Annotated in this window: 16 protein-coding genes; 5 read left to right on the top strand and 11 right to left on the bottom strand. The window is 61.5% G+C overall.

The genetic code is table 11. The features are described 5' to 3' along the window. Window positions 1-58 precede the first annotated feature (58 nt). The gene (locus EN885_RS02145; RefSeq protein ID WP_095486170.1) at window positions 59-865 is read right to left on the bottom strand and encodes a protein-disulfide reductase DsbD domain-containing protein; all 807 of its coding nucleotides are present in this window, start codon (window positions 863-865) and stop codon (window positions 59-61) included. A gap of 148 nt (window positions 866-1,013) precedes the next feature. On the opposite strand from EN885_RS02145, the gene EN885_RS02140 reads away from it, so the two are divergent. Beyond that, window positions 1,014-1,622 carry a YqgE/AlgH family protein gene (locus EN885_RS02140; RefSeq protein ID WP_095486169.1) on the top strand — a complete coding sequence of 203 codons (609 nt, stop codon included), beginning with the start codon at window positions 1,014-1,016 and terminating at the stop codon, window positions 1,620-1,622. Here EN885_RS02140 and EN885_RS02135 read toward each other — a convergent pair. The 3 genes from EN885_RS02135 to EN885_RS02125 form a co-directional block, all read right to left on the bottom strand. After that, entirely contained in the window at window positions 1,619-2,425 is an 807-nt protein-coding gene (locus tag EN885_RS02135) for a transglycosylase SLT domain-containing protein (protein WP_164897761.1), read from the bottom strand. The two genes, EN885_RS02140 and EN885_RS02135, sit on opposite strands and share 4 nt — an antisense overlap. Window positions 2,426-2,944: 519 nt before the next feature. Beyond that, on the bottom strand, window positions 2,945-3,754 hold the full coding sequence (locus tag EN885_RS02130) for a methyltransferase domain-containing protein (RefSeq protein WP_095486166.1): 810 nt from the start codon (window positions 3,752-3,754) through the stop codon (window positions 2,945-2,947). Window positions 3,755-3,907: 153 nt separating this feature from the next. Continuing rightward, entirely contained in the window at window positions 3,908-4,786 is an 879-nt protein-coding gene (locus tag EN885_RS02125) for a LysR family transcriptional regulator (protein ID WP_158302605.1), read from the bottom strand. Between the two features lie 150 nt (window positions 4,787-4,936). Here EN885_RS02125 and EN885_RS02120 point away from each other — a divergent pair, with 150 nt between their 5' ends. Then, on the top strand, window positions 4,937-5,200 hold the full coding sequence (locus EN885_RS02120; RefSeq protein ID WP_095486164.1) for a DUF4242 domain-containing protein: 264 nt from the start codon (window positions 4,937-4,939) through the stop codon (window positions 5,198-5,200). Window positions 5,201-5,372: 172 nt separating this feature from the next. Next, a complete protein-coding gene (locus tag EN885_RS02115) occupies window positions 5,373-6,299 on the top strand; it encodes an oxygenase MpaB family protein (RefSeq protein ID WP_206616795.1) in 927 nt (308 codons plus the stop codon). Window positions 6,300-6,515: 216 nt separating this feature from the next. On the opposite strand, the gene EN885_RS02110 is transcribed toward EN885_RS02115, so the two are convergent. The 4 genes from EN885_RS02110 to thrC are packed head-to-tail and all read right to left on the bottom strand — an operon-like array spanning window position 6,516 to window position 12,724. After that, the gene (locus EN885_RS02110; RefSeq protein ID WP_095486163.1) at window positions 6,516-9,404 is read right to left on the bottom strand and encodes an EAL domain-containing protein; all 2,889 of its coding nucleotides are present in this window, start codon (window positions 9,402-9,404) and stop codon (window positions 6,516-6,518) included. Window positions 9,405-9,407: 3 nt separating this feature from the next. Further along, the gene (locus EN885_RS02105) at window positions 9,408-10,004 is read right to left on the bottom strand and encodes a GNAT family protein (protein ID WP_095486162.1); all 597 of its coding nucleotides are present in this window, start codon (window positions 10,002-10,004) and stop codon (window positions 9,408-9,410) included. A 15-nt stretch (window positions 10,005-10,019) separates the two neighbouring features. Next, window positions 10,020-11,312 (bottom strand): pitrilysin family protein, encoded by a 1,293-nt coding sequence (locus EN885_RS02100; protein ID WP_095486161.1) that lies wholly within the window; start codon window positions 11,310-11,312, stop codon window positions 10,020-10,022. A gap of 14 nt (window positions 11,313-11,326) precedes the next feature. Continuing rightward, window positions 11,327-12,724: a threonine synthase gene (gene thrC / locus EN885_RS02095; RefSeq protein WP_128242463.1), complete on the bottom strand. Its 1,398-nt coding sequence runs from the start codon at window positions 12,722-12,724 to the stop codon at window positions 11,327-11,329. A gap of 128 nt (window positions 12,725-12,852) precedes the next feature. Between thrC and EN885_RS02090 the strand changes: the two genes are divergently transcribed. Next, the gene (locus EN885_RS02090; protein WP_128242462.1) at window positions 12,853-13,527 is read left to right on the top strand and encodes a hypothetical protein; all 675 of its coding nucleotides are present in this window, start codon (window positions 12,853-12,855) and stop codon (window positions 13,525-13,527) included. A 39-nt stretch (window positions 13,528-13,566) separates the two neighbouring features. On the opposite strand, the gene EN885_RS02085 is transcribed toward EN885_RS02090, so the two are convergent. Beyond that, the gene (locus EN885_RS02085) at window positions 13,567-14,253 is read right to left on the bottom strand and encodes an HAD family phosphatase (protein ID WP_095486159.1); all 687 of its coding nucleotides are present in this window, start codon (window positions 14,251-14,253) and stop codon (window positions 13,567-13,569) included. A 175-nt stretch (window positions 14,254-14,428) separates the two neighbouring features. On the opposite strand from EN885_RS02085, the gene EN885_RS02080 reads away from it, so the two are divergent. After that, window positions 14,429-15,562, top strand: coding sequence for a site-specific DNA-methyltransferase (locus EN885_RS02080; RefSeq protein ID WP_127206239.1), 1,134 nt, complete (start codon window positions 14,429-14,431; stop codon window positions 15,560-15,562). Between the two features lie 65 nt (window positions 15,563-15,627). Here the strand turns inward: EN885_RS02080 and EN885_RS02075 are convergent, their stop codons facing one another. Together EN885_RS02075 and mutY are read right to left on the bottom strand one after the other, a co-directional pair. After that, complete coding sequence (locus EN885_RS02075) at window positions 15,628-16,239, bottom strand: HAD family phosphatase (protein WP_128242461.1); 612 nt, start codon at window positions 16,237-16,239, stop codon at window positions 15,628-15,630. Window positions 16,240-16,260: 21 nt separating this feature from the next. Further along, window positions 16,261-17,421: an A/G-specific adenine glycosylase gene (gene mutY / locus EN885_RS02070; RefSeq protein WP_128242460.1), complete on the bottom strand. Its 1,161-nt coding sequence runs from the start codon at window positions 17,419-17,421 to the stop codon at window positions 16,261-16,263. Window positions 17,422-17,425 lie beyond the last annotated feature (4 nt).

Raw genomic sequence — 17,425 nt, 5'->3', positions numbered from 1 at the left:
AACCGTTTGGGGAGCCTGGAGCAAAAGGATGTTCGACCTGAACATCCTTTGCTCGGGATCAAGGGAAAGGCAGCTGTCCCTCGACCGCGCCGACCGCAGTTGTCAGCGTGTAGTAAAGTCCGCCATCCGTCGGCGTCGTCGTCGGCCTGTCGAGGATCGGCACGGTAAACACCAGCTTGCCGTCCTTTTCGCTGCGAGCCGGCACGCCGAACATGTAATCCCGCTCACCCGCGACGAAGAAATCCGCCGCCTTCGGATTGCCCGGAAAGCTCGCCTCGACAATCAGTGTCTCGTGGTCGCCTGGTAGCATATTGATGCCGAAATCGGGCCTTGCGGGGGCAGGCAGGGTTGCGAGGGCCGCCTTCACCAAAGCGGCGTCTTCGACATTGTCCGGATCGGAGCCCGGATCGACGGTCAGCCTCGTCTGCACCGGGATGCAGATCGTCTCGCAAATGCCGAGAAAGATATCGGCATCGATGACGGCCGGCTCGTTCGGCGCCGACAACGTGAACGTCACCGGCAGCGAAACCGGATGGTCATAGCCGGCCCATTTGCCGTAGCCGTCGTCGTGGCGCTGGGGCGGCGGAAACGAAAAAATCGCGTTAGCAATGTTGGTGCTGGCCGAGACATCGATTTGCGGCGGCACGCCCGCGTCGCCCGGATCGCGCCAGTAGGTTTTCCAGCCAGGCTTGAGCGCAATATCGAGGACGCCATGGATGCGCCCGGCTTCGTCGGGCTTGCCGGTGGTCACAAGCCGCACTTTGCCGCCTTCGGTGTTGTACCAGATCGACGAGGAGGCTGCAGCGGGAAGGCCGGTTCCACATCCAACAGCGGCGCTGAGCAGCAGGACTTTCAAGCTTTGCATGGCGGTGATTTGAGCGTCCGTTCATGGCTGCGCAATGATTTCATGGCTTCGCTGTTATCATATTTGCGTGACCTTAGATGCAAAGCCGAGACCAAATCGCGCGCGGCACATCTTTTCGGCGCTTCCAAAACGCGTTACGCTGCCTGTCATGGACTTGTTGCGCCACAAGAAGATGGTCGCAGGACGCGGCTTTCTCGACGACCAGTTCCTGATTGCCATGCCCGGCATGAAGGACGACCGCTTCACGCGCTCCGTCATCTACATCTGCGCGCACAGCGACGAAGGCGCGATGGGCCTGATCATCAACCAGACGCAGCAGATGCTGTTTCCGGATCTTCTCGTCCAGCTCGGCATCATGAACGAACAGGAGGCGATCCGCTTGCCCGCGCAGGCCCGTGACTTCGTCGTGCGCAACGGCGGACCGGTCGACCGCAGCCGCGGCTTCGTCCTGCATTCGGGCGACTACCGGGTGGAATCGTCGCTGACCGTCTCCGACGAGATCTGCCTGACCGCGACCGTCGACATATTGCGCGCCATTTCGTCGGGCCGCGGACCTCGGCACGCGCTGATGGCGCTCGGCTATTCGGGCTGGGGCGCCGGCCAGCTGGAAAGCGAAATCGCCGAGAACGGCTGGCTGACCTGCCCGGCAACTGCGGAGCTTCTGTTCGATACCGACATCGAGCGCAAATACGACCGGATTCTCGCTTCGATCGGTATCGACCTCGCGCATCTCAGCGTCGCTGCCGGTCACGCCTAGTGCTGAAAACCTGACACCATCGCCAGCCGTTTGCCCAAATCGTAGACGATATTCTCGATACCGGCTGTCCAGGACAGGTCAGCCTCTTTCACGCGGGTTTCGACATCGCTGTATTTGCCGATGCGGGCTTCCAAGAAGGAGCGCATGCGCTGGTGAAACTGGCCGACGGTGAGCTGTTCTCCCTTGACCCTGAACATCGCGGTATTGAACCGCGCCGCCTCGGGGAAGATTTTGCTGGCTTTGGCATTGGGCGTTTCGTCGGCGTTCGACAGGAGGTTTGCTGCGCCGTTGGTGCCAAGGAAATGGGGGAGGTAAAGATCCCGTTCGTCCATGGCCTTCTCGAGACGGGCTTCGATGCGTTCCCTGGCCGCAAGAAGGTTCTTGGCCGCAAGTGCTGCCGACAGATAGGGATCGCGCCTGAATTGAAGGATGCGCTCTTCTTCGGCCTTGTCGTCGACGAAATGGTGTTCGCGCTTGCCCTCGAGGCGGATCCGGATCAGTTCCGCTTCGTCGCCCAGGCCGAACTCTGCACCGTAGTCCTTCACGGCCTCGAGCCATGTCTGGTCGAGGAACTGCATAAGACCAAGCGCCGACCCTTTAGGCGGGCGGTTGTTGATGTCGAAGGAGGATTCCTTCTCGGCGATCGCGAAAAGGGTGTCGGCAGGAAATTGGGTGTCCTTGGCTGCACGCAGAATCTCGCTGGCAATGTACTGGGACACCTTGTATTCGCCGAACTCGTGCACCGACATGCCTACGACGATCTGTTCCGCGCCTTTGGAAAGGATGGAGACGGTGCCCTTCAATGCATCGGCCAAGGTGCCTTCTCCCTTGCGTCGGGAGGTCGATATGGTCCCCGGATCGATGATGTCGAACTCGGGCGCGGCCGAGAGGAAACCCAGAGCGGAGGACGGAACAGCAGTGGCAACCGCGGCTTCGGTCGCTCCGTTGACCAAGGCTCCCGAATAGACCGGCCATGGCATGGCTGCCAGTGTCGCCGCCAAGCCAAGCCCCGCGATCCTTTTCGACAAAGGCCGCACGCCCGAAAGAATGACGCCTCCGCAAGCAAAGAATTCACGTGTTCTTTGGAGTGACGCCAAGTCCTCCTCCGTTCCTTGTCTGTCCCAGGTATTTTGGGAAGATCTATTTCCAACGTTGAGCCGTCAACGTCGAAAAGACAAGAAGAACGGTCAGTGCCTCCGCTAGCTAGTCATGGATAATGGCGGTACAATGGCCGCAGTGCGGCGAAATAATTCGTAATGTACAATGGGTTGATTTTTACCGAGCGTTGCGTAGGCAATGCGTTGCTTGTGAAGAGAGATCATTTACCCTTTGGCTGTCGCCAGATTGGTGCTGAGCTCGAAGGCTAGTTTCGACCCGTTGGTGTACGGCTGCAGCACGGGCGCACTCTCGCTCACGATCTCCTCCACGACGCGCTTGCGTTCCTGATCGTCCATTTCCTTGGCTAAAGAACTCATCCCGACCAGCGCCATCGTATTCAAATGCAGGAAGGGTGCGCCTTCCCCGAAATGGATGGTGCGCGAAATAGTCCTTGATCGGACCTCGTGGAAGCCGGCGTCTCGCAGCAGCGCCTCAAGTGGCGCCGCTTCCCCGAAGCTGTACCGTTGATCGGCGATGGCGCCCAGGTGGCGCTCCGCCACGCGGCGCAGTTCGCGAAAGAACGGGATTTCGTCATCCGGGCGCCACGTGGCAAGCGCCAGCCTACCACCCTTCGCCAGCGCGCGACGCATCTGCGCCGCCGCCGCGGGTTTGTCGGGAAAGAACTGCAGTCCTTGCTGGCAGACGACCACGTCGAACGTCTCACCGTTACGCAGAGGCAGCTCGCCGGCATTGCCCCGACGCCAGTCAATGGCTGGTTCTACAGCCCGCGCCACGGCAAGCATGTCCAGGCTGATGTCGACGCCGACGATGTATCCGGCTTCACCGAGCCGCTCTCTTGCAACGCGCGCCACTATTCCTGTTCCGCAAGCGATATCGAGTACGCGATCGCCCGAAGACAATTCCAGCTCGTCAAGAGCCAACTCGGCCCATGGACGGAAGAGAGGGCCGACGAGCCACCGCTCGTACATTTCCGGGAAACTTGCCTGGTTCATTGCGTAACTGGGCAAGGTCATAATTGTCCTCCCTCAGATTTCCATCCGGCCATCGCGAGTCTTCTCCGCTGTTCCTTGGCCGCGTACGATTCCAACCAAGAGAAAGTTGCAGCCGTTTAGGAGAAAGAGAGAAGCATCTCAAACCAGCAGCAGCTCAAGCTTCAGCAATAACGCCTAGCCTGGCCAATCGAAACTTTGGGCAGCTCGGACCATTGCCGCCGTCGCCGGGCTATAGGGCCGGCCCGGAACGCTAGCCAGGGACACCGTGCGTGCCACCGCGGGTTCGATCAGCGGGCGCTGCAGAAGTTCAGGCGATGTCACCGAATATTCAGGCATGAAGGCGAAGCCGATCCGCGCCAGCACCATTGATTGGACCCAATCCTCGCGCTCGGAACGAAAGCGGGCATAAAGGCTAACGTTTCTTTCCCGGCACACCCCCATCACAAGGTCCCGCATTTCGCAGGACAGACGATCGACATAGGGTTCTTGAGAGAGGTCGACCAACTTGATTGCATCGAGGGTCGCAAGCCGGTGATCCGGCGCGAATACGACGACGTAACGCTCACTGTAGAGATCATGGACGCGGAAAGCCGCTCCCAATCCCTCCAGCGGATTGAGAACGGCCAGATCGAGATCGCCATGCTCAAGCCTGTTTTTCAGTTCCTGAACGCTCGCTTCGCTAACTTCAAGCTCGACGCCATGATAGTCGCGCTGGAACTTTGCGAGGAACCGGGCGAGCTTCACATGGCCGATGGTCGACATCACGCCGAGGCGGATCGGCACCTGATTGAGTAGCCTAAAATTATCGGCAAGCGTCCTGGTTGCGTGGGCCTCCTGCATGATCTGCTGAAGATGCGGCAGAATGGAGCGCCCGAACTCACTCAGGAGGACGCGCTTTCCCTCGCGGTGGAACAAGGGCGCGCCAAGCTCATCCTCGAGCGTCTTGACCGCTTTGGTGAGCGCCGGCTGAGACACATTGCAATCGGTGGCGGCCTTGGTGAAATTCAGTATTTTCGCGGCCGCAAGCACGTAGCGGACCTGAAACATCTCCATGGCGAGCCCTCCCGAGGCGGTTCCACGAAACGACATTATAGCCCCTTCATCGATAACTGTCGGCTATCGATCGATAGAAAAAATGTCGTTTTCTTTCGCCCGCCATTGCATTCAACTCCTGTAGTCACTGAACTAGGAGGAGATCTGGAAATGACCGTCTATATGGTGGAACGCGACCTCAAGGGCATCAGCATGGAAGCTCTGGGAGATGCACAGAAGGCGGCGATCAGCAAGGCCGCTGAGATGACGTCCAACGGCACCGACATCAGCTATCTGCGCTCGACCTTCGCACCGGAGGACGGGCGCTGCATGTGCCTGTTTGACGCTGTCTCCAATACCGACGTGAAGCGTCTAAACGACGATGCAGGACTGCCCTATCACAGAATCGTGCCGGCGCTCGATCTGACCCCATAAGGCCATCACGACCGGGCTCGTGATGACCATCCGGGCCCGGTGTTCTGGAGAAGTCTTGCGCAGCGCGCGAGGCTAATCATTTGGAACGGCGGGAAGACCAACGACGTTCGTGCATAACTGCATTCGCTAGCGACAGGTTCAACGCTTGTTGTTCCCGAAGTCGGAGGCGTCCATGTTTGGGAACTCGGGCATCATTCTTCTGCCTGGCCCGCTTGAGCGTCGTGTGGACACTCTTGCGCAGTCGTTTATGCGCCAGCGGCTCGGATCTCAGATGGATTTCTCGATCCCGCAAAGCGAGCCGGCGCTGTTGCCGCCCAGCTCGGTGTCCTGGCGTATTTTCAAGAACCCTGTTGCGCTGTTCGTCGGTGGGGTTACTGCGGTGCTGCTCGAATTGGCGGAGCCGCGGGTTCGCGACGCCATTTGGCAGCACAGCACATTCCGCTCCCATGCGCTCCAACGATTACAGCGCACTGGCCTCGCTGCCTTGGTCACTGTCTATGGCCCCCAAACCAAGGCTAAGGCCATGATCGAAGGTGTAGTCAGGATGCATGGCCGCGTTTCAGGTCGAACCAGCGAAGGTGAGCCATACCACGCCACCGACCCGGAGTTGCTGGACTGGGTGCAAGCGACGGCCGAGTTTGGTTTCATGGAGGCGTATCACGTCTATGTGCATCGTCTGCATTTTTTCGAACGGGACGCGATGTTTGCTGAGGCTCGCCCCGTCGCGCTTCTCTATGGTGCGGTTGACGCGCCCACGTCTCAGGCCGAGCTTTACGCGCTGTTCGACGTGATGAGGCAAAGACTAGTCGCGTCGCCGATCATCTTGGAATTCCTGGAGATCATGGAAGAAGTTCCCGCCTTGCCGGGAGTGGCTCGACCGCTTCAGCGGCCATTTCTGAAGGCGGCAGTCGAGATCCTACCCCGCTGGGTCCGCGAGCGGTTGGCGCTCGGCGACCGCTGGACCCTGAAGCCGTGGGAGCGTGCTTTTGTGAAGATGACGGCTGCAATCTGCGAGAGCATCGTGCTCCCCTCATCACCAGCCGTCCAGTCATGCCGTCGCCTCGGTCTTTCCGAGAGCTATCTCTATCGCCGCCGTTAATTCAGGCTTCCAACATTGGTAGAGCCACGCCACGGGTCGGGAGTTAAAGTTTTCGATACTGCGGACCAGAAGGGTTGACTTGCAACCTCCGAGCGCCGGGAAGCGGCCGGCATAAGGCCGCTCTGGTTAGGAAGGGTCGTTCTCTGCCATTCCAAGCGGGTACGCATGTCGCCCAAAAAATGCTCAGCGGATTTGGGACAACGACATGCGCAAAAATCAAGCCTGAGTCAGCGGATACTGTTCCTTCAGCGTCTTCAGCACCTGATCGCCGGGCATCGGTGCGCCGAACATGAAGCTCTGCACATATTCGCAGCCCATCTGGCGCAGTTCGAGCGCATCGCTTTCGTCCGAAATGCCTTCGGCCACGACCGAAAGGCCGAGCTCATGCGCCATATTGACCATGGATTTGAGCAGCACCGCGCGCTTCGGTGTCGAGTCGTCGACAAAGCTCTTGTCGATTTTGATCGTGTCGAAGGGGAAGCGCGTCAGATAGGCTAGCGATGAGTAGCCGGTGCCGAAATCGTCCAGCGACAGGCCGATACCAAGCTTCTTCAGCTTGTTCAGCACATGGGCTGTCTGCTCGGGATTGTCCATCACCAACGATTCGGTGAGTTCGAGCCGGAAGCAGCGCGGCTTTAGATTGGCTCGCGCGATCACCGAGCGGACGTCGCTGACCAGATCGCGGCGGATGAGCTGACGGCTGGACAAGTTGACCGAAACCGACAACGGCGCATCGCCGATCTGCTTTTGCCAGCCCGCCAGATCTTCGGCGGCCTGTTGCATGGCAAAAAGGCCAAGCTGCACGATCAGGCCGCAGCTCTCGGCGACCGGGATGAAATCGCCCGGCGGGATCATGCCGCGGCGCGGATGGTCCCAGCGCAAAAGCGCCTCGAAGCCGGCAACGCTGCCGTCTTCGAGCCGCACGATGGGCTGGTAGGCTAGTGTGAATTCGCGCCGTTCGATGGCGCGGCGCAGGTCGGACTCGAACTGCAGCCGGTCGGTGCCGACGGTCCGGAAGGCGGGGCGGAACGGCTCGATCCTGTCGCCGCCGAAACGCTTGGCCTGGTGCATGGCAAGCTCGGCGTCCTTGACCATGTCCTCGGCTGAGCTCTGCGCCGAGGTCCAGGTGACCAGTCCGATCGAGGCGGTCAGCACAATCTCGCGTTTGGCAAAGGTGATCGGATTGTTGATCGCATGCTTGATGGCGTCCGCGACCGCCGCGATGCGGGCCGGGTCCTGTTCAGAAAGCAGCATCAGCGCGAACTGGTCGCCGGCAAAGCGCGACAGCGAATCCTTCGGCTTGAGCAGCCGGTGCAGGCGGCGCGCAATGGTCAGCAGGATGGTATCGCCGGCCGAGATGCCGAGCCCGTCATTGACCTGCTTAAACCGGTCGATGTCGATGACGAAGACGGTCGGACGCACCTTCTCTTCCGTGCGCGCGATCGAGATGATCGCCTCCAGCCGGTTCATCAGCAATTCCCGGTTCGGCAGGCCGGTGAGATTGTCATGCACGGCATCGTGCAGCAGCCTCTCCTCTGACTTTTTCTGCTCCGTCACGTCGACCATGGTGCCGACGCAGCGGATGACCTCGCCGTCCGATCCGATCACCGGCCGAGCGCGCAGCGAAAACCAGTGATAGTGCCCGTCGGCGCCGCGCAGGCGGAAGTTCTGCGACACGCGGCCGCGCCGGTGTTCGAGCACCACGTCGAGCGTCGTGCGGAACGTGTCGCGATCGTCGGCATGCAGCACCGGCAGCCAGTTGCGGGCGGCCCCGCCCAGACTGTCGGGCGCAAGGCCAAGCTGGATGCTGACATCCGGCTTGGTGACGACGCGGTCGCGCATCACGTCCCAGTCCCAAACCGTGTCGCCCGATCCGGCGACGGCCAGCGCCTGCCGTTCGAGATCGGAGAACAGACCCTGATGCAGCGCGCCACCGGCAAAGGCGTGCTGCATGACGGTGAAGCCGATCAGCAGGATGATGAGGATCAGCCCGCCGCCCAGCGCCGGCTGGGCAATGTCGTTGTCGAGCATGCCGGTGATCGCCATCCACGACCCGCATAGCCACAACAAGACCATGACCCAACTGGGCACCAGCATGATGGCACGGTCGTAGCCGCGTATGCCGAGGAAAATGATCAGGCCGAGGCCGGTCAGGGCGGTGGCGGCGAAGGACAGCCTGGCGATGCCGGCGGCGACCGCCGGATCGACGATGGCCACACCCGCGATCAGCACCAGCCCAAGAATCCAGACCAGCGCGCCGTAGCTGAAATGGCCGTGCCATCGGTTGAGGTTGAGATAGGCGAACAGGAACACCACGAAGGTCGCCGCAAGCGCCACCTCCGTTCCGGCTCGCCACATCTGCTCGTTGCCGGGCGATATTTCCAGGACCTTGTTGAGAAAGCCGAAATCGATGCAGATATAGGCGAGCACCGCCCAGGCGAGTGCGGCGGTAGCCGGGAACATCGAGGTTCCCTTGACGACGAAAAGGATGGTCAGGAACAACGCCAGAAGGCCGGCGATGCCGATGACGATGCCGCGAAACAGCGTGTAGGAATTGACCGAGTCCTTGTAGGATTCCGGATCCCACAGATAGACCTGCGGCAGTTTGGGCGAGGCAAGTTCGGCAATGAAGGTGATCACCGTTCCGGGATTCAGCGTCACCCGGAACACATCGGCGTCGGGGCTGGTCTGGCGGTCGAGCGCGAAGCCCTCGCTGGGCGTGATCGCGGCAATGCGGGTCGAGCCGAGATCCGGCCAGAAGATGCCGGAATTCACCAGCCGGAAATGCGGTGCGACGATCAGCCTGTCGAGCTGCTGGTCGGTGGTGTTGGCTAGCGCGAACACCGCCCAGTCGCCGGTCGAGCGCGCATCATTGGCCTCGACCTCGATGCGCCGCACGATGCCGTCCGGTCCCGGCGCGGTCGACACCTGGAAGTTCTCGCCCTGGTTGCGGTAGATTTCGACCGCGCCCGAAAGGTCGAGCGCCACGTCGTCGCGGGCGATCTTGATCGGTTCGACGGCGAAGGCCGAGGACGCCGCGCAGAGCGTGACGATTGCCGTCAGGACAAAGGCGAACAGCGACCCGATTCGCAGGAAATTCGTCAAAAATCAGTCCTTCGTTCCCGCGCCGGGCAGATCGTCCTCGATCCGGGCGTAGAGGTAATGGTCCTGCCAGATGCCATTGATCCTGAGATAGGATCGCAGAAGTCCTTCGCGCCGGAATCCGGCTTTTTCAAGCACGCGGATCGACCGGGCGTTGTCGGGAATACAGGCAGCTTCGATCCGGTGCAACCTCAGCGTATCGAAGGCGAAGCGCGTCACCACCTTGACCGCGTCGGTCATCAGGCCGTGGCCGCTGTAGCGCTCGCCGATCCAGTAGCCGATATGGCCGCTTTGCGCGACGCCGTGGCGGATATTGCCGAGGGTGATTCCGCCGACAAGCTTGCCGCTGCTTTTGTCGAAGATGAAGAAGGCTATGGCCGTTCCCTGCGCGTAATCTTCGCGGTAACGGCTGAGGCGATGCCGCCAGGCCGTGCGGTCGAGCTCGTCGGGGTTCCACCGCGGCTCCCACGGCTCCAGGAAGCGGCGGCTTTCCCCGCGCAGCACCGACCATTCGCGATAGTCGTTGGTCAGCGGCACGCGCAGCGTGACGCGATCGCCCTTCAGTGCCGGCAGGTCACGGCGAAAGAAAGGAAGCGCGAACATGACGCTTTGATGGACTTAGCCGGCGAGCTTTCGGGCCGTGGTCTGCGTGCCCGAAAGCGACTCAAGGACCGCCTCATAGGGAGCGAGCGTGCCCACCGGTCCGACGGCAGTCAGCGTCGGCTTGGTTGAAAACAGCCGTGACGACAGGTCCGTCAGCCGCTCGACCGTCAGCGCCGACAGCCGTTCCATCAGCTCTTCCTTGGCGATCGGCCGGCCGAACAGAAGCATTTGCCGGGCGATCTGCGAGGCGCGGCTGGCCGGGCTTTCGGCGGACATGATCAGGCCTGCGCGATACTGGGCGCGTGCCCGGTCGAGTTCCTCCTGCAGGATGTTCTCGCCGGCCTTCTGCAACTCGTCGATGACCACCGGCACCAATTCGGCGATGTCGCTCTGCCCGGTCGCGGCATGGACGCCGAATATGCCGGTGTCGGAAAACCCCCAGTGGAAGGCATAGACCGAATAGCACAGCCCGCGTTTTTCGCGGACCTCCTGGAAAAGGCGCGACGACATGCCGCCGCCAAGGATCATCGACAGGACCTGCGAGGCGTAGAAATCGCGCACATGATAGGCGCGGCCCTCGAACCCCAGCACGATCTGCGCGTCCATCAGGTCGCGGTCCTCGCGGAAATCGCCGCCGACATATTGCGCATATTCCGGCATCGTGTTGTCGGACTTGCTGCGGAAACCGCCGAGGTGCTTCTCGACCTCACGCACGAAATTGTCGTGCTTGATGTCGCCGGCGGCGACGACCACCATGCGTTCGGCGCCATATTGCCGTTCGATGAATTTGTGCAGTTGCTTCGAGGTGAACGATTTGACGGTTTCCGGCGTGCCGAGGATGGAACGGCCGATCGTCTGGTGGCGGAAGGCCGTCTCGGTGAAACGGTCGAAGACGATGTCGTCGGGCGTGTCGTGAGCGGCGCCGATCTCTTGCAGGATCACATGCTGCTCGCGCTCTAGCTCCTGCGGGTCGAACTCGGATTCCTGCAGGATATCGGAGAGGATATCGACGGCCAGGGGCACGTCGTCGCTCAGCACCCTGGCATAATAGGATGTGGTCTCGACACTGGTGGCGGCATTGATCTCGCCGCCGACATCCTCGATTTCCGAGGCGATCTCGAAGGCGCTGCGCCTTCTGGTTCCCTTGAACGCCATGTGTTCAAGCAGGTGGGCCATTCCGTGCTCTTCGTTACGCTCGTTGCGGGCGCCTGATTTGACCCAGGCACCAAGAGCGACGGATTCGAGGCTTGGAAGGGTTTCGGTGGCGACTGTCAGGCCGTTCGACAGACGGCTTACCTCAACACCCATATAGCTAATACTCCCTAACTTGCCGCCCGCGTGTGACGGCTAACATAATCTTCCACCATTTTCAGGTCGGATGGAAGTACCGTGTATTTTTCCTCTGATGTCATCAACCCGCCTAGCCACGCGGGCAGGGCAGGCGACACGCCGCTGGCGGCTTCGACGGCAGCCGGGAATTTTGCCGGATGGGCGGTGCCGAGCACCACCATGGGCACGGCCTTGGTGGCCTTCGCACCCGCAACATGCATGGCCGCGGCCGTGTGCGGGTCGAGCAAATAATCACTGGCGTCGAGCGTCGAGCGGATCGTGGCGGCGACTTCGTCCATCGTCGAACGGCCAGCATCGAATTCGGAGCGGATCCTGGCGATCTCGCCCGCTTCGATGGCGAAGGCGCCGGACTGCTTGAGGCCGCTCATGTAGCGCCGCACGGTCGAGGCATCGCGACCGGCCGCCTCGAACAGCAGGCGCTCGAAATTCGACGAGACCTGGATGTCCATCGACGGCGACGTGGTCGAAAAGACGCCTTTCGTGCGGTACTCGCCGCTCGACAGCGTGCGCGCCAGAATGTCGTTGTCATTGGTCGCGATGATAAGCCGCTCGATCGGCAGCCCCATCTTCTTGGCGGCGTAGCCGGCGAAGATGTCGCCGAAATTGCCGGTCGGCACCGTGAAGGAAACCGGCCGGTCGGGCGCGCCGAGCGACAGCGCCGATGAGAAATAATAGACGATCTGGGCCATGATGCGGGCCCAGTTGATCGAATTGACGCCCGACAGCGACACCTGGTCGCGAAAACCGTGATCGTTGAACATGTCCTTCACCAGGCCTTGGCAGTCGTCGAAATTGCCTTCGACCGCCAGTGCATGGACATTTGCCGCGGTGGACGTCGTCATCTGCCGCTGCTGCACCGGCGAGACCCGGCCGTGCGGGAAAAGAACGAAGATGTCGGTCCGATTGCGCCCGGCGAAGGCATCGATGGCAGCCCCGCCGGTGTCGCCTGATGTGGCGCCGACAATGGTGGCGCGCTGGTCGCGTTCGGCAAGCACATGGTCCATCAGCCGGGCGAGAAGCTGCATGGCGACGTCCTTGAAGGCAAGTGTCGGGCCGTGGAAGAGTTCCAGAACGAACATGTTCGAGCCGGTTTGCACCAGCGGGCAGACCGCCTCGTGGCGAAAGGTCGCATAGGCTTCACGCACCAGGCGTTCGAACACCGGCATCGCGATCTCGTCGCCGAGAAACGGCGACAGCACGCGGATGGCGAGGTCGGGATAGGCAAGGCCGCGCATGGCGCGGATCTCTGCCGCCGAAAACTGCGGCCAGGCATCAGGCACATAAAGTCCGCCATCGCGTGCCAGACCCAACAGCACCGCGTCGGAAAATCCAAGCACGGGCGCTTCCCCGCGGGTACTCACATATTGCATCGTTACATGTCCATTGCTGCCGGGCGGCTTCATCCGCGCCAAAGTGGTTAATTTCCGCGCTTGCTCAGTCGCATTTTTGCCGCGCGGTTGATATACGTCACCCGCTTTGCGAGAGGGAAGTGCAGTTCATGGCGTTTCATTCATTCAACGGTCGTTTTGTCGCGGGTCTGGCCCTCGCTGGCTTTATGCTTACCGCCGCCGGCTGCCAATCAGGCGGCAGTAGCATTCTGGGCTTCGGAAAAAAGGACACGACACCGCCACCACCTCCGGACCCGAAGGTTCTTTCCAGCCAACTGCTGGCCTATTGTCCGAAAGTGACGCTGCGCGACGGCACCGCTTTCTTCAACACCTATGCCAAGGGCAACCAGAAGCCCAAGAAAAAAGCCGCCGCTCAGGACGCCGAGGCTGCTGCGCTCGACGCGAGCAGCGATCAGCAGGACGATTCGGCGAAGGTCATCTATCAGGCCTCGATCACCGATGTGACCCGCGACTGCAACCGTGCCAACGGCTCGCTGACGATGAAGATCGCCGTCGCCGGCAAGGTCGTTCCGGGACCGATGTTCAGCCCGGGCACGATCACAATGCCGATCCGTATCGCAGTGATGCATGGCACCGAGGTGCTTTACTCGCAGCTTCATCAACATCAGGTCCAGGTTACCAATCCCTCGAGTGCCACCCAGTTCGTCTTCACCGATTCGAACGTCGTCGTTCCCGAGCCCACTGCGCAGGACTATCAGGCGTTCGCCGGCTATGACGAAGGCCCGGCGAAGAAGACCGACAAGAAGATTGCCGCAGCCGAATAGCGGCGGCATTGGGGCCGCCTCCGGTCGGAGGCGTATGCATCACGCATCCGACCATTCCGACAGGGCGGCGATCACGCTTTTCAGTTCCGCCCAGCGGCGGATGACCGTTTCGGCGCCGGCCTCGGTCAGCGCGTCGGCATGCCCGGGATAGCTGTGCGCCGCGCCGGTAAAGCCGATAACGCGCATGCCGGCTGCCCTGGCGCCGGTCACGCCATGCACGGAATCCTCGATGACGAAGGTGTTGGCCGGATCGGCCTTGAGCTTTGCCGCGGCAAAGAGAAACACGTCTGGGGCAGGCTTGGACTTTCCGCTCGGTGTTTCCAGAGAGGAAAAAATCCGGCCGTTGAAAAACGGCAGCAGATGCACCTTCTCCAGCATGAATTCGATCCGCTCGGAGCGAGAATTCGAGCAGATGCAGCGCGGCGCCGTCACCGCGGCGACCGCCTCGTGCACCCCGTCGATGGCGCGCACATCGCTGCGCAGCCTGCGGTCGACCAGGTCTTCGGCACGATCGATCAGCGAGGCCTGGAACGGGATGCGGGACTTCTCCTCGACCCGCATCATGATGTCCTTGAAGGTCAGCCCGGCATAGGTTTCGGAAATCTCCTCGGCCGATATCTCGTAACCGGCCGATGTCAAAAGCTCGGCTTCGATGCGCGCGGCGATGATTTCGGAATCGACGAGCACGCCGTCGCAATCGAAGATGACAAGGTCTGGCTGGGGCATTGGCGATCCGGAAAGCGGGAGGGAGGAGGCTGAGACGCTCAGGCGGCGCGGCATACACCAACAGGCGGGCCTTCGCAAATTACCTGTGGTCCGAACCCTCAGCCTTCACCGAATATTTACGCTGATCGGTAACCATAACAGGGAGTAAACAGTAACGCGTGCTTTGGGTGTCACAATGTCTGCCGTGCGTCTTCTAGACGACCTTTCCCATGCTCCCCAGCAATCCGAATGGCTGGATACGATCCTGAAGGGCGATTGCGTCGCCGCGCTCGACCGGCTGCCCGAAAAGTCCATCGACGTGATCTTTGCCGATCCGCCCTACAATCTGCAGCTCGATGGCGATCTGCACCGGCCCGACCAGTCCAAGGTCGATGCGGTCGACGATGACTGGGATCAGTTCGCGAGTTTTGAGGTCTACGACGCCTTCACCCGCGCCTGGCTGCTGGCGGCGCGCCGCGTGCTGAAACCGAACGGCACCATTTGGGTCATCGGCTCCTACCACAATATTTTCAGGGTCGGCGCCAAGATGCAGGATCTGGGGTTCTGGATCCTCAACGATGTCGTGTGGCGCAAGACCAATCCGATGCCGAATTTCCGCGGCCGTCGCTTCCAGAACGCCCATGAGACGATGATCTGGGCCTCGCGCGATCAGAAGGGCAAGGGTTATACCTTCAACTACGAAGCGCTGAAGGCGTCGAATGACGACATCCAGATGCGCTCCGACTGGCTGTTTCCGATCTGCACCGGCGGCGAGCGCCTGAAGAACGAAAATGGCGACAAGCTGCATCCGACGCAGAAGCCCGAAGCGCTGCTCGCCCGCATCATGATGGCCTCGACGAAGCCCGGCGATATCGTCCTCGATCCCTTCTTTGGCTCCGGCACCACCGGCGCGGTAGCCAAGCGCCTCGGCCGCCATTTCGTCGGCATCGAGCGCGAGCAGGCCTATATCGACGCCGCCAACGAGCGCATCGATGCAGTCCGGCCGCTGAGCGGCGCCGATCTTACCGTGCTTACCGGCAAGCGCGCCGAGCCGCGGGTTGCCTTCGTCAGCCTCATCGACACCGGGCTGATGTTGCCGGGTGCCACGCTCTATGACGCCAAGAAGCGCTGGGCGGCCAGGGTACGCGCCGACGGCACGGTGGCGATTGGCGACAGCGCCGGATCGATCCACAAGATCGGGGCGGAAGTGCAGGGGCTGGACGCCTGCAACGGCTGGACCTTCTGGCACTATGAGCGCAGCGGCGGCCTGACCCCGATCGACGAGCTTCGCCGCATCGCCCGTCTCGGCATGGAGCGGGCAGGGGCCTGACGACGGATTCTATGGATCCGTCATGTTAAAGCGGATTATCAATCGGCCTGTCGAAGTGATTCAAATCACACTCTGATCCCCAACCCTCTAAGGTCCGCCTCGAGCGTCTTAGCGTCGGTGAACAGCACCGACTGCCAGCCAGCCGCCTTGGCACCTTCGACATTCTTCTGGCTGTCGTCGATGAACAGCGTGGCCGCCGGCTCCAGGCCGAAGGCGGCGACGTGATGATCGTAGATGCCGCGATCCGGCTTGATCAGGCCGATCTCGCCCGAAATGGTCACCCCGCGCGGACGGTTGAGGAAGTCGAAACGCTGCCGGGCTTCGGCGAGCGTATCGGAGGCGAAGTTGGTCAGCATGGTGACATCGTGGCCGCTTTCGATCAGACCGACCATAATGGCGACGCTGTCCTCATAGGCATGAGGCACCATCTCATGCCAGTGGCGGCGGAAATTGCGGATGTTTTCGGCATGGTCGGGATGCTCGGCGATCAGCAGGGCCTCGGCTTCTTCCCATTTCCGCCCGCGATCCTGCTCGATGTTCCAGTCATGCGTGCAGACATTGTCGAAGAACCACTTTCTCTCCTCGGCATCGGGAATGATGCGGCTGAAAGGCAGGTTCGGGTCGTAGTGGATCAGCACTCTGCCGATGTCGAAAACGATGTGGCGGATTTCAGTCATTCTGTCCTCATTCAATGCAATTCAATGCGGGCGCTGCTTTTTGGTCGCGCCCGGTATCGCCGCTTCGATTACCTTTTTCATGACAGTGGGTAAGGCTTCCCCCGAAATTTCATGGGCCAGTGACCAGAAATGCCCCGCCGGAGCAGCGCCTTCCGCCACCGATTTGAACACGTCGAGTTCAAGCCCGAAATGGGTAAAGACGTGGCCAATCCGCCCGGCGGGCCGCCAGTCGCCGGGAAAGGGGGCTGCCGCATCCGTGGTGGCGCCGTCAACCCGTGCTGTCCAGCCGGTCGTCGGCACCTCGGTCATACCGCCGAGCAGGCCTTTTTCCGCACGTTTTCGCAAAAGAATGGCGCCGTCGGCCCTGACGGCGACAAAGGCGGCGCCACGCCGCAATGGCTTTTCCGCCTTCGGCAGGCGCACCGGAAAATGCTCGGGGTCGCCCGAGACAGTGGCGCTGCAATCGTCTCGCAGCGGGCACAGCATACAGCGCGGCCGGCGTGGCGTGCAGATCGTCGCGCCCAGATCCATCATCGCCTGGGCGAAATCGCCCGGTCTGGTCGCTGGAACCATGCGCTCGACATAGGCGCGTATGTCTCCCTTGGCTTCGCTTAGCGTCGTGGCGATCGAGAACAGCCGGGAAACCACACGCTCGACATTGCCGTCGACGACCGCGGCTGGCTGGTCGAAGGCGATCGCCGCGATCGCCGCCGCCGTGTAGGCGCCGATGCCGGGCAGCTCTCTCAAGGCAGCTTGCGTATCCGGAAACCTGCCGCCTTGCCGTGCGACGAGATCGGCGCAGGCCTTGAGATTGCGCGCGCGGGAATAATAGCCGAGCCCGGCCCAGGCCTTCATGACATCTTCGGTCGGTGAAGCGGCCAACGCCTCGACATCAGGCCATTTCTGGACAAAGGCCTGGAAATAGGATTTTACCGCTTCGACCGTGGTCTGCTGCAGCATGACTTCGGAGAGCCAGACGCGGTAGGGATCGGGCCGCACCCCGCGCGCCAGCTCGCGCGGCGCAATGCGCCACGGCAAGTCGCGGTGATGCGCGTCGTACCAGGCGAGCAAGCGGGACGCGATCTCGCCGCTGTCTCCAGATGCGGCTTTGCCGCTATCTCCGGATCCAGCTTTGCTGGTATCTCCGGATACGGTCTTGCGGGTCTGGTCGTGCAGTGCCATTGAT

The sequence above is a fragment of the Mesorhizobium sp. M6A.T.Cr.TU.014.01.1.1 genome, assembly GCF_004022765.1.
GTDB lineage: Bacteria > Pseudomonadota > Alphaproteobacteria > Rhizobiales > Rhizobiaceae > Mesorhizobium > Mesorhizobium mediterraneum.
The sequence above is the reverse complement of the archived record's forward strand: the minus strand, read 5'-3'. Positions and strand labels throughout refer to the sequence as shown.

Coding starts and splice junctions, on each gene's coding strand:
- EN885_RS02145 (WP_095486170.1), bottom strand. CDS start 865: ATGCAAAGCTTGAAAGTCCTGCTGCTCAGCGCCGCTGTTGGATGTGGA.
- EN885_RS02140 (WP_095486169.1), top strand. CDS start 1,014: ATGGACTTGTTGCGCCACAAGAAGATGGTCGCAGGACGCGGCTTTCTC.
- EN885_RS02130 (WP_095486166.1), bottom strand. CDS start 3,754: ATGACCTTGCCCAGTTACGCAATGAACCAGGCAAGTTTCCCGGAAATG.
- EN885_RS02125 (WP_158302605.1), bottom strand. CDS start 4,786: ATGGAGATGTTTCAGGTCCGCTACGTGCTTGCGGCCGCGAAAATACTG.
- EN885_RS02120 (WP_095486164.1), top strand. CDS start 4,937: ATGACCGTCTATATGGTGGAACGCGACCTCAAGGGCATCAGCATGGAA.
- EN885_RS02115 (WP_206616795.1), top strand. CDS start 5,373: ATGTTTGGGAACTCGGGCATCATTCTTCTGCCTGGCCCGCTTGAGCGT.
- EN885_RS02105 (WP_095486162.1), bottom strand. CDS start 10,004: ATGTTCGCGCTTCCTTTCTTTCGCCGTGACCTGCCGGCACTGAAGGGC.
- EN885_RS02100 (WP_095486161.1), bottom strand. CDS start 11,312: ATGGGTGTTGAGGTAAGCCGTCTGTCGAACGGCCTGACAGTCGCCACC.
- thrC (WP_128242463.1), bottom strand. CDS start 12,724: ATGCAATATGTGAGTACCCGCGGGGAAGCGCCCGTGCTTGGATTTTCC.
- EN885_RS02090 (WP_128242462.1), top strand. CDS start 12,853: ATGGCGTTTCATTCATTCAACGGTCGTTTTGTCGCGGGTCTGGCCCTC.
- EN885_RS02085 (WP_095486159.1), bottom strand. CDS start 14,253: ATGCCCCAGCCAGACCTTGTCATCTTCGATTGCGACGGCGTGCTCGTC.
- EN885_RS02080 (WP_127206239.1), top strand. CDS start 14,429: ATGTCTGCCGTGCGTCTTCTAGACGACCTTTCCCATGCTCCCCAGCAA.
- EN885_RS02075 (WP_128242461.1), bottom strand. CDS start 16,239: ATGACTGAAATCCGCCACATCGTTTTCGACATCGGCAGAGTGCTGATC.
- mutY (WP_128242460.1), bottom strand. CDS start 17,421: ATGGCACTGCACGACCAGACCCGCAAGACCGTATCCGGAGATACCAGC.